General features: G+C 59.1%; 17 protein-coding genes. 12 read left to right on the top strand and 5 right to left on the bottom strand.

Features of this window, described 5'->3' with window-relative positions:
- Positions 1–11 precede the first annotated feature (11 nt).
- The gene (locus ADE01S_RS07630; RefSeq protein WP_075873387.1) at positions 12–1,358 is read left to right on the top strand and encodes a hypothetical protein; all 1,347 of its coding nucleotides are present in this window, start codon (positions 12–14) and stop codon (positions 1,356–1,358) included.
- A gap of 61 nt (positions 1,359–1,419) precedes the next feature.
- On the opposite strand, the gene ADE01S_RS07625 is transcribed toward ADE01S_RS07630, so the two are convergent.
- The 5 genes from ADE01S_RS07625 to ADE01S_RS32240 form a co-directional block, all read right to left on the bottom strand.
- Positions 1,420–2,295: an LpxD N-terminal domain-containing protein gene (locus tag ADE01S_RS07625; RefSeq protein WP_075873386.1), complete on the bottom strand. Its 876-nt coding sequence runs from the start codon at positions 2,293–2,295 to the stop codon at positions 1,420–1,422.
- Entirely contained in the window at positions 2,280–2,912 is a 633-nt protein-coding gene (locus ADE01S_RS07620) for a PIG-L deacetylase family protein (protein ID WP_062681056.1), read from the bottom strand. Before ADE01S_RS07620 ends, ADE01S_RS07625 begins: the two co-directional genes overlap by 16 nt.
- A 193-nt stretch (positions 2,913–3,105) precedes the next feature.
- Complete coding sequence (locus ADE01S_RS07615) at positions 3,106–4,389, bottom strand: lipopolysaccharide biosynthesis protein (protein ID WP_075873385.1); 1,284 nt, start codon at positions 4,387–4,389, stop codon at positions 3,106–3,108.
- Positions 4,390–4,457: 68 nt separating this feature from the next.
- Complete coding sequence (locus tag ADE01S_RS07610) at positions 4,458–5,612, bottom strand: glycosyltransferase family 4 protein (protein ID WP_062681052.1); 1,155 nt, start codon at positions 5,610–5,612, stop codon at positions 4,458–4,460.
- Entirely contained in the window at positions 5,609–6,223 is a 615-nt protein-coding gene (locus ADE01S_RS32240; protein ID WP_122984347.1) for a CatB-related O-acetyltransferase, read from the bottom strand. Before ADE01S_RS32240 ends, ADE01S_RS07610 begins: the two co-directional genes overlap by 4 nt.
- 661 nt (positions 6,224–6,884) lie before the next feature.
- Here ADE01S_RS32240 and ADE01S_RS07600 point away from each other — a divergent pair.
- From ADE01S_RS07600 to ADE01S_RS07550, 11 genes are all read left to right on the top strand, one after another.
- Positions 6,885–7,829 carry a Gfo/Idh/MocA family oxidoreductase gene (locus ADE01S_RS07600; protein WP_062681050.1) on the top strand — a complete coding sequence of 315 codons (945 nt, stop codon included), beginning with the start codon at positions 6,885–6,887 and terminating at the stop codon, positions 7,827–7,829.
- Positions 7,826–8,413 (top strand): UDP-2-acetamido-3-amino-2,3-dideoxy-D-glucuronate N-acetyltransferase, encoded by a 588-nt coding sequence (gene wbpD / locus ADE01S_RS07595; protein ID WP_062681048.1) that lies wholly within the window; start codon positions 7,826–7,828, stop codon positions 8,411–8,413. The genes ADE01S_RS07600 and wbpD overlap by 4 nt, the downstream gene beginning before the upstream one ends.
- Positions 8,410–9,516, top strand: coding sequence for a DegT/DnrJ/EryC1/StrS family aminotransferase (locus tag ADE01S_RS07590; protein WP_062681046.1), 1,107 nt, complete (start codon positions 8,410–8,412; stop codon positions 9,514–9,516). The genes wbpD and ADE01S_RS07590 overlap by 4 nt, the downstream gene beginning before the upstream one ends.
- Before the next feature lie 149 nt (positions 9,517–9,665).
- On the top strand, positions 9,666–10,805 hold the full coding sequence (locus tag ADE01S_RS07585) for an N-acetyl sugar amidotransferase (RefSeq protein ID WP_062681044.1): 1,140 nt from the start codon (positions 9,666–9,668) through the stop codon (positions 10,803–10,805).
- Positions 10,802–11,416: an imidazole glycerol phosphate synthase subunit HisH gene (hisH, locus tag ADE01S_RS07580; protein WP_062681042.1), complete on the top strand. Its 615-nt coding sequence runs from the start codon at positions 10,802–10,804 to the stop codon at positions 11,414–11,416. The genes ADE01S_RS07585 and hisH overlap by 4 nt, the downstream gene beginning before the upstream one ends.
- Before the next feature lies 1 nt (position 11,417).
- Positions 11,418–12,203: an AglZ/HisF2 family acetamidino modification protein gene (locus ADE01S_RS07575; RefSeq protein WP_062681040.1), complete on the top strand. Its 786-nt coding sequence runs from the start codon at positions 11,418–11,420 to the stop codon at positions 12,201–12,203.
- Positions 12,204–12,241: 38 nt separating this feature from the next.
- Positions 12,242–13,279 (top strand): polysaccharide biosynthesis protein, encoded by a 1,038-nt coding sequence (locus ADE01S_RS07570; RefSeq protein ID WP_062681038.1) that lies wholly within the window; start codon positions 12,242–12,244, stop codon positions 13,277–13,279.
- A gap of 2 nt (positions 13,280–13,281) precedes the next feature.
- Positions 13,282–14,388: a UDP-2-acetamido-2,6-beta-L-arabino-hexul-4-ose reductase gene (wbjC, locus tag ADE01S_RS07565; RefSeq protein ID WP_062681036.1), complete on the top strand. Its 1,107-nt coding sequence runs from the start codon at positions 13,282–13,284 to the stop codon at positions 14,386–14,388.
- 1 nt (position 14,389) lies between these two features.
- Positions 14,390–15,523 (top strand): non-hydrolyzing UDP-N-acetylglucosamine 2-epimerase, encoded by a 1,134-nt coding sequence (wecB, locus tag ADE01S_RS07560; RefSeq protein ID WP_062681034.1) that lies wholly within the window; start codon positions 14,390–14,392, stop codon positions 15,521–15,523.
- A complete protein-coding gene (locus ADE01S_RS07555; protein WP_062681033.1) occupies positions 15,520–16,758 on the top strand; it encodes a glycosyltransferase family 4 protein in 1,239 nt (412 codons plus the stop codon). The genes wecB and ADE01S_RS07555 overlap by 4 nt, the downstream gene beginning before the upstream one ends.
- A complete protein-coding gene (locus tag ADE01S_RS07550; protein WP_062681031.1) occupies positions 16,755–17,636 on the top strand; it encodes an NAD-dependent epimerase/dehydratase family protein in 882 nt (293 codons plus the stop codon). Before ADE01S_RS07555 ends, ADE01S_RS07550 begins: the two co-directional genes overlap by 4 nt.
- Positions 17,637–17,667 lie beyond the last annotated feature (31 nt).

The raw sequence follows: 17,667 nt of genomic DNA, 5'->3' as shown, positions 1-17,667 counted from the left end.
GCACAGCCAAAATGCCCGCTTTCCCGCCCTCATCTCCTGCGAGATCCAGATTCATCCTGCTCTGCGCAGTACTGTTCTACGGATTCTCGATTTCCGTCGCGCATGCGCTTTATCTCAGTTCAGAGCAGGCATACTGGGGCTTTTTCGAGCCGTCGCTCGACGCCGCGAAAATCACCGCGATGGTCATGATGCTGGCGATACCCACCCTGGCGATGCCCGTAAGATTCGACCGGGCATCCTCCGTCATCCTGCTGCTGTTATTCCTGCTCGTTTTCGTGCCGGCCGTCGTCATCAATCTGGAAAACTATGACGACAGTATGGAGCGGTATGGCTTCCTGATGGGCTCGCTGGCCTTCGGCATGGCCCTGCTCTTCTCCACCGTACGCGTATTCGGCGCCGAACCCGCTGACACACCTGTCTATTCTCCAAGCAAGAGAATCGCCAAGCTTTTCTTTCTTGCCTGGCTGATCTGCTGCCTGCTGCTTCTGGCTATCTATCGCGATAGCATGAGCCTGCAGAGTCTATCGGACGTCTACGGCCAAAGAGAAAAGGGCGCCGCGACGTCCCTTGCCGTCGGGTACGCGCAGGTCTATTTCGCCTATATCTTCAGCCCATTTTTATTCGCCTATGGCCTGGCGAACCGGCACCGCCTTGCTCTCGTCGCCGCGCTGTGCGGCTTCCTGATCACCTACATGATCACCGCCGAACGTACCGTTTTCCTGCTCCCGGTCGCCATGTTCCTGCTGTACGAGATCGCGCGCTTCCGCTTCATGACGGCCAGGCACGTGACCGCGCTGATCGCCGGTTTCTCGGTGCTCACGCTATTGATCGCCTTCTTCTGGCGCTCGGTAGGAGCGCTGGAGAAACTTGGCTTCTACTTCCTGACGCGACTGCTCGCCTATCCAGGCGTATTCGTGGCTCAGTACTACGACTTGTTTTCGCGGCTGGGCTACACGTATTGGTCCCATGTGTCGGGAGTCAACCGGTTCGTCACCACCCCCAACCTGCTCGACTACGACAAGAAATGGCCAATGCTCGGACGGATTCTTGCCGAACGTTCATTCAATGTGGAAAGCAATTCGAACGCCAGCCTCTTCGCCACAGATGGCGCCGCAGCGCTCGGATCCGTCGGCATCGTCGTCATCAGCATCTTGCTGGCGTGCTGGCTGATTCTTCTGGATCGCGCTACGCGCGATTGGAACCGCCGCTTCGTGCTGCCGTTGCTGCTTCCAATCGGGCTCGCGTTGGTGAACGTTTCGTTCTTCACGATGCTCACGTCATTCGGCGGCATCATCTGGTTATTGTTCTTCTATAGTGCCAAGGTGACCGGCACAAACCCTGCGCACCTGCGCCACTGACAGCGCACGGTGAAGGGCAAGGCAGCCCCGTCCTCCAGGACCAGGGCTGCCGTGAAGCCGATTACTCGACGTGCCGGATATGCTTCGCGGGGTTGCCCGCCACGATGCTTTTTTCGTCGACATTGCGCACGACCACCGCGCCAAGACCAACGATCGCCTTCTCGCCGATTTTCAGCTGATTCAGCACGGATGCATTGGGCGCGACCCAAGCCTGGGCGCCAATGCGCACGCCGCCGCTAATCTCGGCGCAAGCGATGACGAATGCGTCCTCGCCCACATCGACGTTGTGCGCGATATGTACATGATCGTCAATCTTTGCGCCACGCCGTATCAGCGTGTCGCCCAGCGTTCCACGGCAAACGGTGGTCAGCGAGCCGATCTCGACATCGTCCTCGATAATCACCCGGCCCAAATGGGGAAGCCGTAGCGCCTTGCCATCGGCATCACGTTCGAATCCAAAGCCATCTTCACCGACGACCGTGCAGGATTTAATGATGCTGCGCGCACCGATGGTGACTTCGTCCTGGATCACAACGTTGTGCAGAATCCGTGCGCCCGCTCCGACCACCACCCCCTTGCCAAGCACCACGTTTTGCCCGATGAAGGCAGTGGGATGAATGTCGGGCTCGGCCTGGGACCAGACGTAGCCCGCCGTATCTTCGATATAAGCCAATGCCCGCGCGAAATCCAGCCTGGGAGTCGGCGACACCAGCGCGAGACCCTTCACCAGAGCAGCGTGCTCCGGTGAAACGATCACGACGGCCCCGGCCGGCGCCTTTTCCGCCCAAGCGCCCGATTTCGCAAAGCTCAGCGCTCCCGCGACCGCTTCGTCGACCGGAGCGATAGACGTAATCTCGACGTCGCTCGCCAAGGCTGGCAGCCCCAGATATCGAGCGACGTCATTGGCCGAAACCGGCTTGCTTATTGCTCTACCCATCGAATCACCTCGAAAGCTTCGGCAAAGCGCATGCCAACCTGGCAACCGCGCTGCACAGCCAGACTGTGGATCAATTCATCGTAATTCGGCGCACGGAATGCTTGCGACTTATAAGCGGCCAATGCGCGGATCTTGCACTGCAGATGCTTCTCTTCCACTCCATGGAAAAACGTCAGATCTGTCCGACGGTTATTCCAGGGAATTTCGTAACCCAGGATCGTTGCGCGCTTGAATGCCCTGAACGCTTCACGATTGATGACCTCGTGGTCCTGGTGAGTGTCGTAGGAATTCGGCCCCACGACCACATCGGGATCAATCTCCTTGCGAAGGCGGACCATGGTTTCCAGGATTTCCTGGCGGTCACGCGGGAAATACCGTACACGAAAATGGAACACCTGCAACTGTGAGGCCGGCAGGTTGATTTCTTTCGCCGCGTCCAAGATTTCGGTGCGCAGAATGTCCTGTGTCAGGCCAGCGGGCACGGACTCCTCGGCGGCAGAAAATGCCGCGTAGTGCACCTCGTGCCCTTGCTCCGCCCACTTCGCCATCGATGCGCCGCAGCCCCATTCGCCATCATCTGTGTGAGGGCCCAGGACCAAGTACCTTTTCTTCTTCAACCATTTCTCCTAACCAGTCATCGCGTGCATTCCCGCACCCGCCTGACCCAATCGTGCCAACCCTACTGCAGAGCTGCCTCGTATGCCGTTTCGCCGGCCTACTATCCAGCGTCAATTATGCCAAACCACCGGATTTCAGGACCGGGACGCGACTCGCGATTCCACCCGAGGACGACACCACCGATCCGTGTCGTCAGGCCGATGCCGGCCGTCCCAAAGCATGCCCGCATGCGGCCCGGTATTGCAGGATGAAGTGCAGAACATACATCACGCAATAGCCGGCAACCAGGAACACTACCGAGTAAAACAGCGAATTCAGGAAGTAATACCCGGCCCAAATGCCCACCGCGACCACGACGAGGCGGGCAAGTTGCCAGATCAGATCCAGTCGGTACATTTTCGTCAGAAGAACCGTGTAGCTCAACGGCGATACCACGGTCTGAAAAAACACTAACGCGCCCAGGACCGCCGCGATCTTCCCGGCCTCGGCCCACGCTTCGCCAAAAACAATGGGAAACAAGACGGGAGACGCAATCATGGCAACCACCGCCGGCACGATTCCCAGGAGCGCAAGCTTTTTCGCGGTTTTCAAGAATACAGCGCGACAATTCCCCGTGCTATTGAACGTCGCCGCGGCCTCTTGCCGATACACCTCCCCGATTGCTGCGGCGATAAAGGCGCAAGGCATCACCAGCACCCGCTCCGGCAGAGAATAGAGCCCAACGGCATGTGAATCGTAAAGGAACGCCAACAGCACGACCGGCGCCTGGCCCGACACAACGTTCGCCAGTTGGCCAATCACCATGAACCGTGGAAAATCCTTGTACCGCTTGGCCACAGCGACCACGCGCTTCAGGCTCGCCGTGCGCCAGAACCTGCCGAACTCCTCTGCATACTCCTTCACCAGCTTGATCATCATGCAAGCTGCGCCGAACGCGTGGCCGAGGATCAAACCGAATCCGCTCAGGGATAGCGCACCCAGGCTGACCTGCCCCGCGCAAAGCGTAAGCGCCTGGATGACGCGGGCCTGCGAAATGCCCTTGTAATGCTTGCGCCGGGTTCCCCAGGACGTCAGGATCTGGTTGGCCGTCGTCAGGAATATCCCGATCGTCAGCATCGGGAACATCACAAACGGGGGGATGTGCCTGGAAATCAGATCGGGGATGGCCATCACCACAATGCCCGACAGGACGACGAACCCAACGCTGAAAACGCAGGTCAGCCCGAAGGCAAGCAGCAGCAGGTAGTATGCATATCGGTCGGTAGGCGCAAGTACGATCGTCAATTCGAAACGAAGCGACGCGAAGACCGAACCGATAGCCGCCAACGAGGCATAGACCGCGAGATAGCCGAACTGCTCCGGCGTAAAAAAACGCGACAGCAGGGGACTCAGCAAGAGCGCAATGAGCAGAGCCAATGAACTGCCACTCAAGACTGTGAGCACGTTCTTGGAAAAATCGCTTTTCGGTAGTTTCACTGTCTTCCAGCGCGCTTTAGATTTGAACTGCGTCTGCAGACGAATTCCGGGCGATACATACGGGCCATTCAGTGAGGCTGCAGCAGGCGTTGCGCCATGCGTTCGTAATCCAGCAGCTTCTCCGCGATCGCATATGACTTGCTGCGCATCGCCGCAACTCGACCCTTATTATTTTCAATGGAGAGGAACACATCCTTCAAACCATTGATATCGCGGACTTTCCATCCATTCTCATGAACGAAAGGCACGTGACTGGGGACATCGTCGAGCAACACGGCGCAACGTGCGCACAGGCTGATCTGCATGGTTGCCGACTGTGTGCCTGGCTGGACGTAAACATCCGCCGCACAAAGCAGTTCATACAGATCTTCCGCCTTCTTCCACCCCAGGAACTGGACTCTGGGATCAGCCGCAACCAACTGTTCTACCTCGGTCTTCAAAGCGTCGGAAACGATGCCCGCGATGAAAAAGCGCAGCTTGGAGTCGGAAGTTTTGGCAAACGCCTTCAGGCTTTCGACCAACATCTTCCTCTTCCAGTCGAACTTTCCTGTTTGGACGAAGAGAATTTCGTCATCCGCGATCTCGTACTGACGGCGCACTCGCTCGCGGGTCTCGGAATAGTACGGTTCGCGCGCGAGCTTCCCCCCCAATGGGAAGAATTCCAATTTATCTTCGGGAATGCCGTACTGTTTTCGGCAGAAGTCCATCGTTTCCAGGGAAATGCACAGCACCTTCTCGATCTGAGGCAAGCTGGCTTTTATGATGGACTTGTAATAGATCCCATGCAGAACATTCTTGGAGAAAAAGCTCCGCGCGCTGTTATGCGCGTCTTCGTGGCTGTCCACATAGAAGATCGTGCTCGGGTTGCGCTTCTTGTAACGCGCAGCGGTCAAGAGCTCCCAGCCGCAAAGGCCATGGAACATGATGACGTCCGGTTTTATCTCATCCAGGAGCCGATATATCCCCTTGTGCATGCGCAGCTTCTGCTGGACGCGGGCGGGGAACGGGCCTGAATAAGCGAGCCGAATGACCTTGGCGCCGTCCTGCCCCATATAGGTGGAAGGCTCGACATACCCGAGATTCATGTTGTCGACAAAGGTCTCGGTCGAGGCGATCACGGTAACGTCGTGCCCCTGCCGGACGTGTTCGGCTATCAGTTCATTTTCCTGATACCGGTATCCGTCAATATAAAAACAGGACACGCATAGATGGACGATCTTCAAAGCAAGCCTTTGGTTTGCAACAACAATTCGGGATTCGTGAACATCGGAGCCAATTTCGTCAATTCATCGTCAGGGAGACTCCACCACTGCAAGCGCAGGAATCCCTCTGAAATTTCGGGCGAAAAACGCGCACGAATAATTTTGGCCGGGTTACCGGCAACGATCGTATAGGGCGGAACGTCCTTCGTCACGACACTGCCCATCCCGATAACTGCGCCGTCGCCTATGGTAACGCCGCTCTTTATCAAAGCACGCTCCCCGATCCAGACGTCGTTTCCAATGCGAGTACGCGGATTCCACGAATAAACGTGCCGGGAGTACTTCTTCTTGACACTGTCCTTATGCGACAGGAACACCGGGCTGGTCGACGCATACTCGATAGGATGCCGCGCACCGCCGATAACTACGCCACTTGCGATCGAGCAGAATGCGCCGACATCGCAAGCCACGATGGTGCAGTCGTATCCGCAGAAAGAATGCCTGTCGAATACGGAATCTATTACCGCGCTGCCGGACTCGACCTTCGACGATGCATGAATACGTGAATTGGCGATCGCGGCGCCGCGCATTTTCTTGAGCACTTTCGTATATATGTAGCCCAGGGAAACCATAAAACCACCTTATTATTTTTGACAGCCCGCGATCGGATTACACAAAACGACGATTCAGTACCAGAACGCCATAAAAAAACACTTTCTTTTTTGCCGCGTTCCCTACGCTAATGCGACGGCAGAAGACCGAATTCCAATCCTGCAGGGCTTAGCCAAAATTGTCGACAAACCTCTGCCAAAATACGTTGAATCGTGAAAAAAATCAGAGTGTAGTCGACGCGCAACAAAACGTAACTTGACCGAAGCTTTCTACGGCCGCGCGCGGCGTCCGGCTAGCACCCTATAGGGCATCTATAGTATAGTCGTACGCGGTAGCACGTCCCACGTGAGTGCAATCACGCCGTCACTGTCGGCCACTTCGAAGAAGCGCTTTCCCACTCTGCCCCTCCCCATATGGCCGCCATTTCGAATACAGCAAGCCGGTCGCGGGGCAATCGGAATCGGGAGCGGGCGATGAAGGCCCTGATGTTGGGCTTCCCGTTCCCGGATGCTTCCGGTCACTCCGAAGCATCGCACACAACGTGCCCGATCCCGGCCAGGCAGCTCGCCATAGCGCCACAAGTCAGCAAGGCAAATCGGCAGGCACCTCCTTGAATAGGTGAAGGCGGATGCACTTGTTTGCGACTCCTAACTTTCCAACACAATTCACTCGATATCCATGATGAAAAACTTCGCTCTTATCGGTGCTGCCGGCTATATCGCTCCGCGACACATGATAGCCATTAAAGAAACTGGAAACGCCCTGGTTGCCGCTCTGGACCCGAATGATTCAGTGGGGATTATCGACAGCCATTTTCCGGAAGCGGATTTTTTCACTGAATTCGAGCGATTCGATCGCCACATCGATAAACTGCGCCGCGCCGAAGATTCCAAGCGCGTCGATTATATTTCCATCTGCTCGCCCAATTATCTTCACGATTCGCACATGCGCTTTGCGCTGCGTTCCGGCGCTGACGCGATTTGCGAAAAGCCGCTGGTTTTGAATCCGTGGAATATCGATGGCCTTTTGGAAATTGAACGCGACACCGGTCATCGCGTAAATACGATTCTGCAGTTGCGCGTACACCCGGCAATTGTCGCGTTGCGCGAAAAGGTCCAGTCCGGCAAAAAGTCGACCAAGCATGAAGTGGATCTCACCTATATCACTTCGCGCGGCCATTGGTATCTGCAATCGTGGAAGGGCGATCACCGCAAGTCGGGCGGCATCGCCACGAACATCGGCGTGCACTTTTTCGACATGCTGCATTACATCTTCGGCGAGCTTCAGGATAACGTCGTCCACTTGTCGGAAGATACGAAAGCGGCGGGCTATCTCGAATACGAACACGCGCGTGTCCGCTGGTTCCTGTCGGTCGATTTTGCCGACGTCCCCGAAGCGCAACGCAATGCCGGCCAACGCACCTTCCGCTCCATCACCGTTGACGGCGACGAGATCGAATTCTCCGGCGGTTTCACCGACCTGCACACGCGCAGCTACCAGGAAATCCTGGCGGGCCGCGGCTTCGGGCTCGAAGAGAACCGCGTGGCAATCGGCACCGTCGCGGCGATTCGCCAGGCGTCCCTCGCGCCGCGCACGGGCGACTACCACCCCTTCCTGAAGAAATGAGCCACTACCAGCACCCCAGCGCCATCGTGGACGAAGGCGCTCAAATCGGCGACGGTTCGCGCGTCTGGCACTTCGTGCACGTATGCGGCGGCGCGCGCATCGGCACGGGCGTGTCGTTGGGGCAGAACGTCTTCGTGGGCAATAAGGTCGTCATCGGAAACAACTGCAAAGTGCAGAACAACGTCTCCGTCTACGACAACGTCGTTCTCGAAGAAGGCGTTTTCTGCGGACCGAGCATGGTCTTCACGAACGTGTACAACCCGCGCTCCCTTATCGAGCGCAAGGACCAGTACCGCGACACGCTCGTCAAGCGCGGCGCCACCCTCGGCGCCAACTGCACTGTGGTTTGCGGCGTCACCGTGGGCGCCTTTGCCTTCATCGGCGCCGGCGCGGTGATCAACCGGGACGTCCCCGACTACGCGCTTATGGTTGGCGTGCCCGCCCGGCAGATCGGCTGGATGAGCGAATTCGGCGAACAACTTGACCTGCCGCTCCAGGGCAACGGCGAAACGCTGTGCCCGCACACCAATGCCCGATACGTCCTCAACGACGGTGTTGTGACCAAAACGGAAACCAATTCATGATCGATTTCGTCGACCTCAAGGCTCAACAAAGCCGCATCAAGGACAAGATCGACGCGGGCATCCAACGCGTGCTCGCACACGGTCAGTTCATTCTGGGACCCGAAGTCGCAGAACTTGAACAAAAGCTGGCGGCCTACGCCGGCGTCGAATTCTGCATCAGCTGCGCGAACGGCACGGACGCGCTGCAAATCGTGCAGATGGCGCTGGGCATCGGCCCCGGCGACGAAGTCATCACGCCGGGCTTCAACTACATTGCCACCGCGGAGACCGTCGCGCTGCTGGGCGCCAAGCCTGTCTACGTGGACGTCGACCCCCGTACCTGCAATCTCGATCCCGCAAAGCTCGAAGCGGCTATCACCCCCAAGACCAAAGCCATTATTCCGGTTTCGCTCTATGGGCAATGCGCCGATCTCGACGCGATCAACGCCATCGCCGAGCGCCATGGCATCCCCGTCATCGAAGACGCCGCGCAGAGCTATGGCGCGACCTACAAAGGCCGCAAATCCTGCAATCTGAGCGCGATTTCGTGCACCAGCTTTTTCCCGAGCAAGCCTTTGGGCTGCTACGGTGACGGCGGCGCAATCTTCACCAATGACCCCGAGTTGGCCCGCGTCATTCGCCAGATCGCCCGTCATGGCCAGGACCGCCGCTATCACCACGTCCGCATCGGCGTGAACAGCCGACTCGACACGCTGCAGGCGGCCGTTCTGCTTCCGAAGCTGGAACTGCTGGACGAAGAGCTGGATCTGCGCAACCAGGTCGCGGCCAACTATACGGCGGCTTTCCATGCCGCCGGCATCACGGATACCCCGTACGTCGCCGACGGCAACGTGAGCGCCTGGGCGCAGTACACCATCCTGGTGCCCAATCGCGCAGCGCTGCAGGAACATCTGAAGGCCCAAGGCATTCCGACTGCCGTGCACTACCCGATTCCGCTGAACAAGCAACCTGCCGTACGCGACGACTCGGCCAATCTGCCGGTCGGCGATCAGCTTGCCGAGCGTGTCATGAGCATTCCCATGCACCCGTACCTCGGCAAGGACGTCATCCAGCAGATCGTTCAGGCCGTCGCACAAGGCATCGAAGGCAGCGCCCAAAAGTAATGCCCCTTGGGCCGAGCCAATTCGCCGGCGCGATGAACGCAAGTCTCACGCGCCGGCCTTCTCGATACGCCGATCATCAATATTCGGGCTCAGCCCGTTAAAGCGGGGCGCCGGATTTGCCGCCAGCCTCACGCCAGCACCGAAACAACATGAGCCAAAGCTACCGCATCTGCACCCGCACCATCATGGACACCAGCGATCCGAACATTACGTTCGACGAACGCGGTGAGTCCGACTACTGCGCGAATTTCGACACGCAGATCAAACCCAACTGGCATACGGACGCCCGCGGCGAAGCTGAGCTCATGCGGACGGCCGAGAAGATCAAGGCGGAAGGCAAAGGCAAGGACTTTGACTGCATCATCGGTTTGAGCGGCGGCCTGGACAGCTCGTATACGGCTTACATCGCGAAGGAAAAGATGGGCTTGCGCCCGTTGCTGTTCCACGTCGACGCAGGCTGGGATACCGACCAAGCCGTTGGCAACGTGGAAAAGCTGGTCGATGGGCTGGGCCTCGATTTGTACACCGAGGTCATCAACTGGGAAGAGATGAAGGACCTGCAGGTCGCGTTCCTGAAGTCGCAAATCCCCGACCAGGATCTGCCGCAGGACGTCGCCTTCTTCTCCGGCCTGTACAAGTTCGCGAACAAGCACAAGCTCAAGTACGTGCTGACCGGCGGCAACTACTCGACCGAGTGTTGCCGCGAGCCCGAAGAATGGGGCGGATATCCCGGCATCGACAAGCGGCTGATTCTGGACATCCACAAGAAGTTCGGCAAGCGTCCACTCAAAACCTTCCCGATCGTGGACATCCTGACGTACAAGCTCTACTACCGCTACGTGCTGGGGATGCAGGTGTTCAAGCCGCTTAACCTGGTGCCCTACATCAAGGTGGACGCCGAGCAGGAGCTGGAGTCGCGCTTCGGCTGGAAGAAATTCCAGCACAAGCACCACGAATCGCGGTTCACCCGCTTCTATGAAGACTATTGGATGCCCCGCAAGTTCGGCTACGAAAAGCGCCGGGCCCACTTCTCCAGCCTGATTCTCACCGGCCAAATGACGCGCGAGGAAGCGCTGGACCGCATTTCGCGCCCGGAGCTGGACGAACATTTCTCTCGCCAGGAGTTCCGCTACGTTGCGCACAAGTTGGACCTGACCGAAGACGAGCTGCAGGCTATTTTCGACGGCCCGAACCGGACCTTCCGCGACTACGCCAACAAAAAGGCGCTGATCGGACTGGGCGCGACCGTCATGCAAAAGCTCGGCCTGGAAAAGAGGCTGTTCCGATGATTGCCATCATTGACTACGGCCTGGGCAACGTCCTGGCCTTCGCCAACATGTACCGCCGCATGGCGGTGCCCGTCTCCATCGCGCGCACCGCCGAAGATCTTGCGGGCGCCACCAAGTTGATCTTGCCCGGCGTCGGCGCCTTCGACTACGCGATGGAGTCCTTCCGCCGTTCGGGCATGTACGATGTCGCCGTCGAACGGGTCACCAAAGACAAGGTTCCTGTTCTTGGCATCTGCGTCGGCATGCAGATGTTGGCCGGCGGCAGCGAAGAAGGCGCGGCGTCTGGTCTGAATTGGGTGCCTGGTATGGTGCGCAAGCTCGACACCACCCATTTCACGCAGCGCACGCAATTGCCGCATATGGGCTGGAATGACGTAAATCCGAAACAATCGTCGCCGCTGTTCGCCGGACTGGAGACGGATGCTCGCTTTTACTTCCTCCATTCCTACTATTTCGATTGCCAGGACCAGGCGGACACGCTGGCCACGGCCGAGTACGGCTCGCGGTTCGCATGCGCGGTCAATCACGAAAACGTGTACGGCGTGCAATTCCACCCCGAGAAGAGCCACGAATTCGGTGCGCGCCTCCTGAAGAACTTCGCGGATATCTAACGTGCTTCGTCCCAGAATCATCCCCTGCCTGCTGGTCCGAGACAAAGGTCTGATCAAGACCGTGAAGTTCTCGTCCGACAAGTACGTCGGCGACCCCATCAATGCCGTCCGCATCTTCAATGAAAAGGAAGTGGACGAATTGATCGTGGTCGACATCGACGCCACCACTAAGGGCGTCGGTCCCGATCTAAAAATGATTGAACGTCTTGCTGCCGAATGCCGCATGCCGTTCTGCTACGGCGGCGGCGTGAAGACGGTCGAACAGGCTCAGGCCATCATCAGCCTGGGCGTGGAGAAGGTTGCCCTGAGCTCCGCGCTGGTCGACGACCCGTCGCTGGCAAGCCGCATCTCCGACAAGCTCGGCCGTCAGAGCGTCGTTGCGGTGCTGGACGTCAAGAAAAAGCGCTTCAGCTCCCGCTACGAGGTCTGGACGCATAACGCGACCAAGAATACGCATTTGAATCCGGTGGAGCTGGCGCCTTTGCTGCAGCAGCACGGCGTGGGCGAGATCGTGGTCAATTCCATCGATCACGATGGCGTCATGAAAGGCTACGACCTCGGCATCGTCGAACAGATCCGCAACGTGACGACCGTCCCGCTGTCGGTTCTTGGCGGCGCCGGATCCATTGACGACATTGGCGAACTGATCAAGAAGTTCGGAATCATCGGCGCTGGCGCCGGGAGCTTGTTCGTATTCAAGGGCTCGTACAAGGCCGTGCTGATCAATTACCCCTCATTGGCCGATCGCGAAGCGCTGGTGCGCGCGGCGCATCTGCGCAGTGCCTGAACGGTATTGCGCCGTTCCATAGATAGAGACTTGCGAATATGTTGAAACCAAACGCCAAACTGCTTATCACCGGCGGCACGGGATCCTTCGGCAATGCCGTATTGAAGCGCTTCCTGCAAACCGACATCGGCGAGATCCGGATATTCAGCCGTGACGAGAAGAAGCAGGATGACATGCGCAAGCGCTATTCGCATCCGAAGCTGAAGTTCTATATCGGCGACGTCCGCAACAGCCAGAGCCTGCTGAATGCGACGCGCGGCGTGGACTATATCTTTCATGCCGCCGCGCTCAAGCAGGTGCCCTCCTGTGAATTCCACCCGATGGAAGCGGTCTACACCAACATCCTCGGCACGGAAAATGTGCTGGAAGCGGCCATCCGCAACAGAGTCAGCAAGGTGGTCTGCCTGAGCACCGATAAGGCCGTCTATCCCATCAATGCGATGGGGATCTCCAAGGCCATGATGGAAAAAGTCATGGTCGCGAAATCGCGGGACCTCGACGCCAGCGAAACGGTGATCTGCGGCACGCGTTACGGCAACGTGATGGCATCGCGCGGTTCCGTTATTCCGCTGTTCATCGACCAGATCCGGGCCGGCACGCCCATGTCGATCACCGACCCCGACATGACTCGCTTCATGATGACGCTCTCGGACGCGGTGGACTTGGTCCTGTACGCGTTCGAGCACGGCAACAATGGCGACCTGTTCGTGCAGAAGGCCCCCGCGGCCACGGTGCAGACCTTGGCGCAAACCCTGGCGCGCATGCTGGGCAAGCCCAACCATCCCATCAATGTCATTGGCACGCGCCACGGCGAGAAGCTGTACGAAGTGCTGCTGAGCCGCGAAGAAATGGCCAGCGCGGAAGACATGGGCGATTACTACCGCATCCCGCCTGACCTGCGCGACCTCAACTACGCAAAGTTCGTCGAACAAGGCGAAGAGAAGATCTCGCGCAGCGAGGACTACAACTCGCACAACACCCAGCGCCTGGACACCAAGGGCATGGAGCAGCTGCTGCTCAAGCTGGAGTTCATGCAAGCCATCCAGCGTGGCGAGCAAGTGACGCCCGAGGAGTAAGCATGAAGGTTCTCATCACCGGCAGCAACGGATTCGTTGCGCAGAATCTCATCTCCACGCTGGAAGAGCGCAAGGACGTCGAAATCCTGCGCTTCACGCGCGATGACGACGTTTCCCGGCTGGACGAACTGACGGGCCAGGCGGATTTCATTTTCCACCTGGCAGGCGTGAACCGTCCCAAGGACCCCGCCGACTTCAAAAGCGGCAATGCCGGCCTGACGCAGCAACTGTGCGACAGCATTGCGCGCGGCGGCCGGCGCACGCCGGTCATCTATTCCTCCTCGACCCAGGCCAGCCAGGACAATCCTTATGGCCTGAGCAAGCGTGAGGCGGAAGACGCCCTGTCGGCGCTGGCCGAGCAGCATGGCTCGCCGGTCTATCTCTTCCGGCTGCCGAACGTATTCGGCAAATGGGCTCGCCCGAACTACAACTCCGCGGTCGCCACGTTCTGCCACAACATCAACCGCGGCCTGCCGATCCAGATCAATGATTCGACGGCGGCCATCACGCTGGTTTACGTCGACGACGTGGTCGCCCGTTTCATCGAACTGATGGACGGCGCGATCGCGGACGATCGGCACTGCACCATCGCGCCGCAGTACCGCATCACCGTCGGCGATCTCGCCGCGCAGCTGGAAGCGTTCCGCGACAGCAGGCAGACGCTGATCACCGCGGCCGTCGGCACTGGCCTGACGCGGGCGCTCTACGCCACCTACGTCAGCTATCTGCCCCCCGAGCGCTTCTCCTACGAGGTGCCCAAGTACGGCGACCCCCGAGGCGTGTTTGTCGAAATGCTCAAAACGCAAGACAGCGGACAGTTCTCGTACTTCACCGCGCATCCCGGCGTGACGCGCGGCGGCCATTACCATCACTCGAAGACCGAGAAATTCCTGGTCATCAAGGGACGGGCGCGCTTTCGCTTCCGCCATATCCTGACGGGCGAGTTCCACGAGCAGGACACGGATGGCGACAAGCCGGAGATCGTGGAAACGGTACCCGGCTGGACGCACGACATCACGAATATTGGCGACGACGAAATGGTCGTCATGCTGTGGGCGAACGAGATCTTCGACCGCGCCCGCCCTGACACTTTTGCCCGCCCCCTCTGACATGAAAAAACTCAAAGTCGCCACCGTAGTTGGCACCCGTCCGGAAATCATCAGGCTGTCGCGCGTGCTCGCGAGCCTGGATCTCCATTGCGATCACGTGCTAGTGCACACCGGACAGAACTACGACTACGAACTCAACGAGATCTTCTTCCAGGACCTAGGCATCCGCAAGCCCGACCACTTCCTGAATGCCGCGGGCGCCACCGGCGCGGAAACCATCGGCAAAGTGATCATCGGAACCGACCAGGCACTGGCCGAGATTCAACCGGATGCAATGCTGGTGCTGGGCGATACCAACAGCTGCATGGCTGTTCTGCCCGCCAAGCGCCGCAAGATCCCCACCTTCCACATGGAAGCGGGCAACCGCTGTTTCGATCAGCGCGTGCCGGAAGAGATCAACCGCCGCATCGTCGACCACACCTCCGACATCAACCTGACGTACAGCGACATCGCGCGCGAGTATCTGTTGCGTGAAGGCCTGCCCTCCGACCGGATCATCAAGACCGGCAGCCCGATGTTCGAAGTGCTGAATCATTACCGCGACGGCATCGAGGCGTCCGACGTTCTGGATCGCCTGGGCCTGAAGCCCAGTCAGTTCTTCGTCGTCAGCGCCCACCGCGAAGAGAACATCGATTCGGACCACAACTTCGCCAAGCTGGTGAAATTGCTGAATACGGTGGCCGCCACCTACGATCTGCCCGTTATCGTCTCCACCCATCCGCGCACGCAAAAGCGCGTGGATGCCATGGGTGTCAAGTTCCACGCGAACGTGCGCCTGCTGAAGCCGCTGGGCTTCATGGATTACAACAAGCTGCAGGTGTCCTCGCGCGCCGTGCTGTCCGACAGCGGCACGATCACCGAAGAATCGTCGATCCTGAATTTCCCGGCGCTCAACATCCGCGAGGCACACGAACGCCCCGAAGGCATGGAGGAAGCGTCCGTGATGATGGTTGGCCTGGAAGCCGACCGGACGCTGCAGGCGCTGGAGCTGTTGGCGCACCAGTCGCGCGGCGCAGACCGCGATTTCCGCCTGGTGGCGGACTACAGCATGCCGAACGTGTCCGAGAAGGTGGTACGCATCATTCATAGCTACACCGACTACGTCAACCGCGTCGTATGGAAAAAGGCGAATTGAAGATCGCCCTCGTCACCCAGTACTTCTGGCCCGAGTCCTTCTCAATCAACGACCTCGTTGAAGCCCTGGTGGCCCAGGGCCATACCGTGGAGGTATTCACGGGCAAGCCGAACTATCCGGATGGAAAGATTTTCCCCGGCTATCAGGCGGAAGGCGCGTCGGAAGAGCTTTTCAACGGTACCGTTCCCGTGCACCGCGCCCCCCTTCGTCCGCGTGGCGCGGGCGGCGCGGCAAACCTCGCGCGCAACTACGTTTCGTTCGTCTGGAACGGTCTGCGTCATTTCCCCCGCCAGGCCACGGGCAAGTCGTTCGATGTCGTCTTCGTCTTTTCGCTGTCGCCCATTACGGCCGCCATACCAGCGATCTATCTGAAATGGCGGCTGCGCAAGCCAATGGCCATGTGGGTGCTGGATCTTTGGCCGGAAAGCCTGAGCGCCACGGGTTTCATCAAGAACAAGTTCGTGCTGGGCGCAATCGGCCTGATGGTCCGCTGGATCTATTCGTGTGCCGGCTTGATCATGGTGCAATCGCGCGCATTCATCGATGCCGTCTCGCGCTATGCCGACCCTGCCAAGCTGGTCTACTACCCAAACTGTTCGCGCGACACGCCCACTGCACTGCCGATCGAAACACAAGTGCCCCGAGCGCTGCTGGATGATCTGGAGTCGCACTTTTGCGTCGTCTTCGCCGGCAACCTCGGCACAGCCCAGGCCGTCGAAACCCTGGCCGCTGCTGCCGAACAGCTCAAGCATCTGCCGGACGTCCGCATCGTGCTGGTCGGCAGCGGCAGCATGTCGCCTTGGCTGGCCGAGCAGAAGCAGGCACGGAATCTGGACAACGTGATTTTGGCCGGACGTTATCCGTCCAGCGAAATGCCGCAGTTCCTGACTCGCGCGCAAGGGTTGATCGTTTCGCTCAAGCGCAGCGAGATCTACGCGCAGACCGTGCCTGCCAAGATCCAGTCCTATCTGAGTGCTGGCCGCCCCATCCTCGCATCGATCGATGGCGAAGGCGCCCGCGTTGTCGAGGAGGCCGGCGCCGGCCTGGTCAGCCCGGCCGAAGATGCCCAAGAGCTTGCCCGCAACATTGAGCTGCTCCACGGCATGTCCCCCGAGGCGCGCGCCGCCATGGGCGAACGCGGCCGCGCCTATTTCCTGGAGCACTTCGAGCTGAACAAGCAGGCGTCCCGCCTGGCCGAATTGCTGCAGCAACACATTGATCGAGGTGCGCGATGAACGAGCCTGCCACCGTGGGCGTACTGGGCGCAACCTCCCCGGCCGGCCGGCAAGTGCTGGCCAAGCTGACCGCCAGCGGACACCGAATCGTGGCCTTTTCCCGTAGCGCACAGCCCACCGCCGAAGTGGACGGAGTGCATTGGATATCGCTGTCGGACGCCAACCTGGAAGCAGCCACCCAGGCAGTGGGTCCGATTACGCACTGGATCGCACTGTGCCATATCTGGATCGTTGGCGAGCACTTTGAATTCATGCGCCGGATGGGCGCGCAACGCGTGGCATGCCTGTCGTCGACCAGCCGATACACCAAGGTCAGCTCCCAGAATCCGTATGAGGAATCCCTGGTAAAGCGCCTCTCCGAGGGCGAAAGCGCGCTGGCGGCCTGGGCCGAGGGCGCCGGCATCGGCTGGACCGTGCTGCGCCCGACCTTGATCTATGGCCGCAGCACCGACCGTAATCTGTCGGAGATCGTCCGCATCATCCGCAAGCTCCATGTCTTCCCGGTGTTCGGGCGGGCGGGCGGGCTACGCCAGCCCGTGTATGTGGACGACGTCGCGCAGGCCGCCGTGATTTCCGTATTCGCGCCAGCGGCTGCGAACAAGGGCTACAACATTTCCGGAGCCGAAGTGTTGAGCTACCGGGAAATGGTGACACGCATATTCAAAGCAATGGGCAGAAGCCCCCGCCTGTTGACCGTCCCGATCTGGCTGTTCAATACGGCCCTGTTTCTCCTGCATATGATTCCGCGGTACCGCAACTGGAATGCGGACATGGTGCAGCGCATGAATCGCGACATGGTTTTTGACCACGACGATGCGGCGCGGGATTTCGGCTATAAACCTCAGCCGTTCGTCCTGCGCGATATCGACGTACGTTGACTTCAGGAACGCCCTATTTCCATTGGCCCAT

The organism is Achromobacter denitrificans NBRC 15125 (assembly GCF_001571365.1).
Lineage (GTDB): Bacteria > Pseudomonadota > Gammaproteobacteria > Burkholderiales > Burkholderiaceae_B > Achromobacter > Achromobacter denitrificans.
Note: the sequence above shows the minus strand (reverse complement) of the source record. Positions and strands in the feature narration are given on the sequence as shown.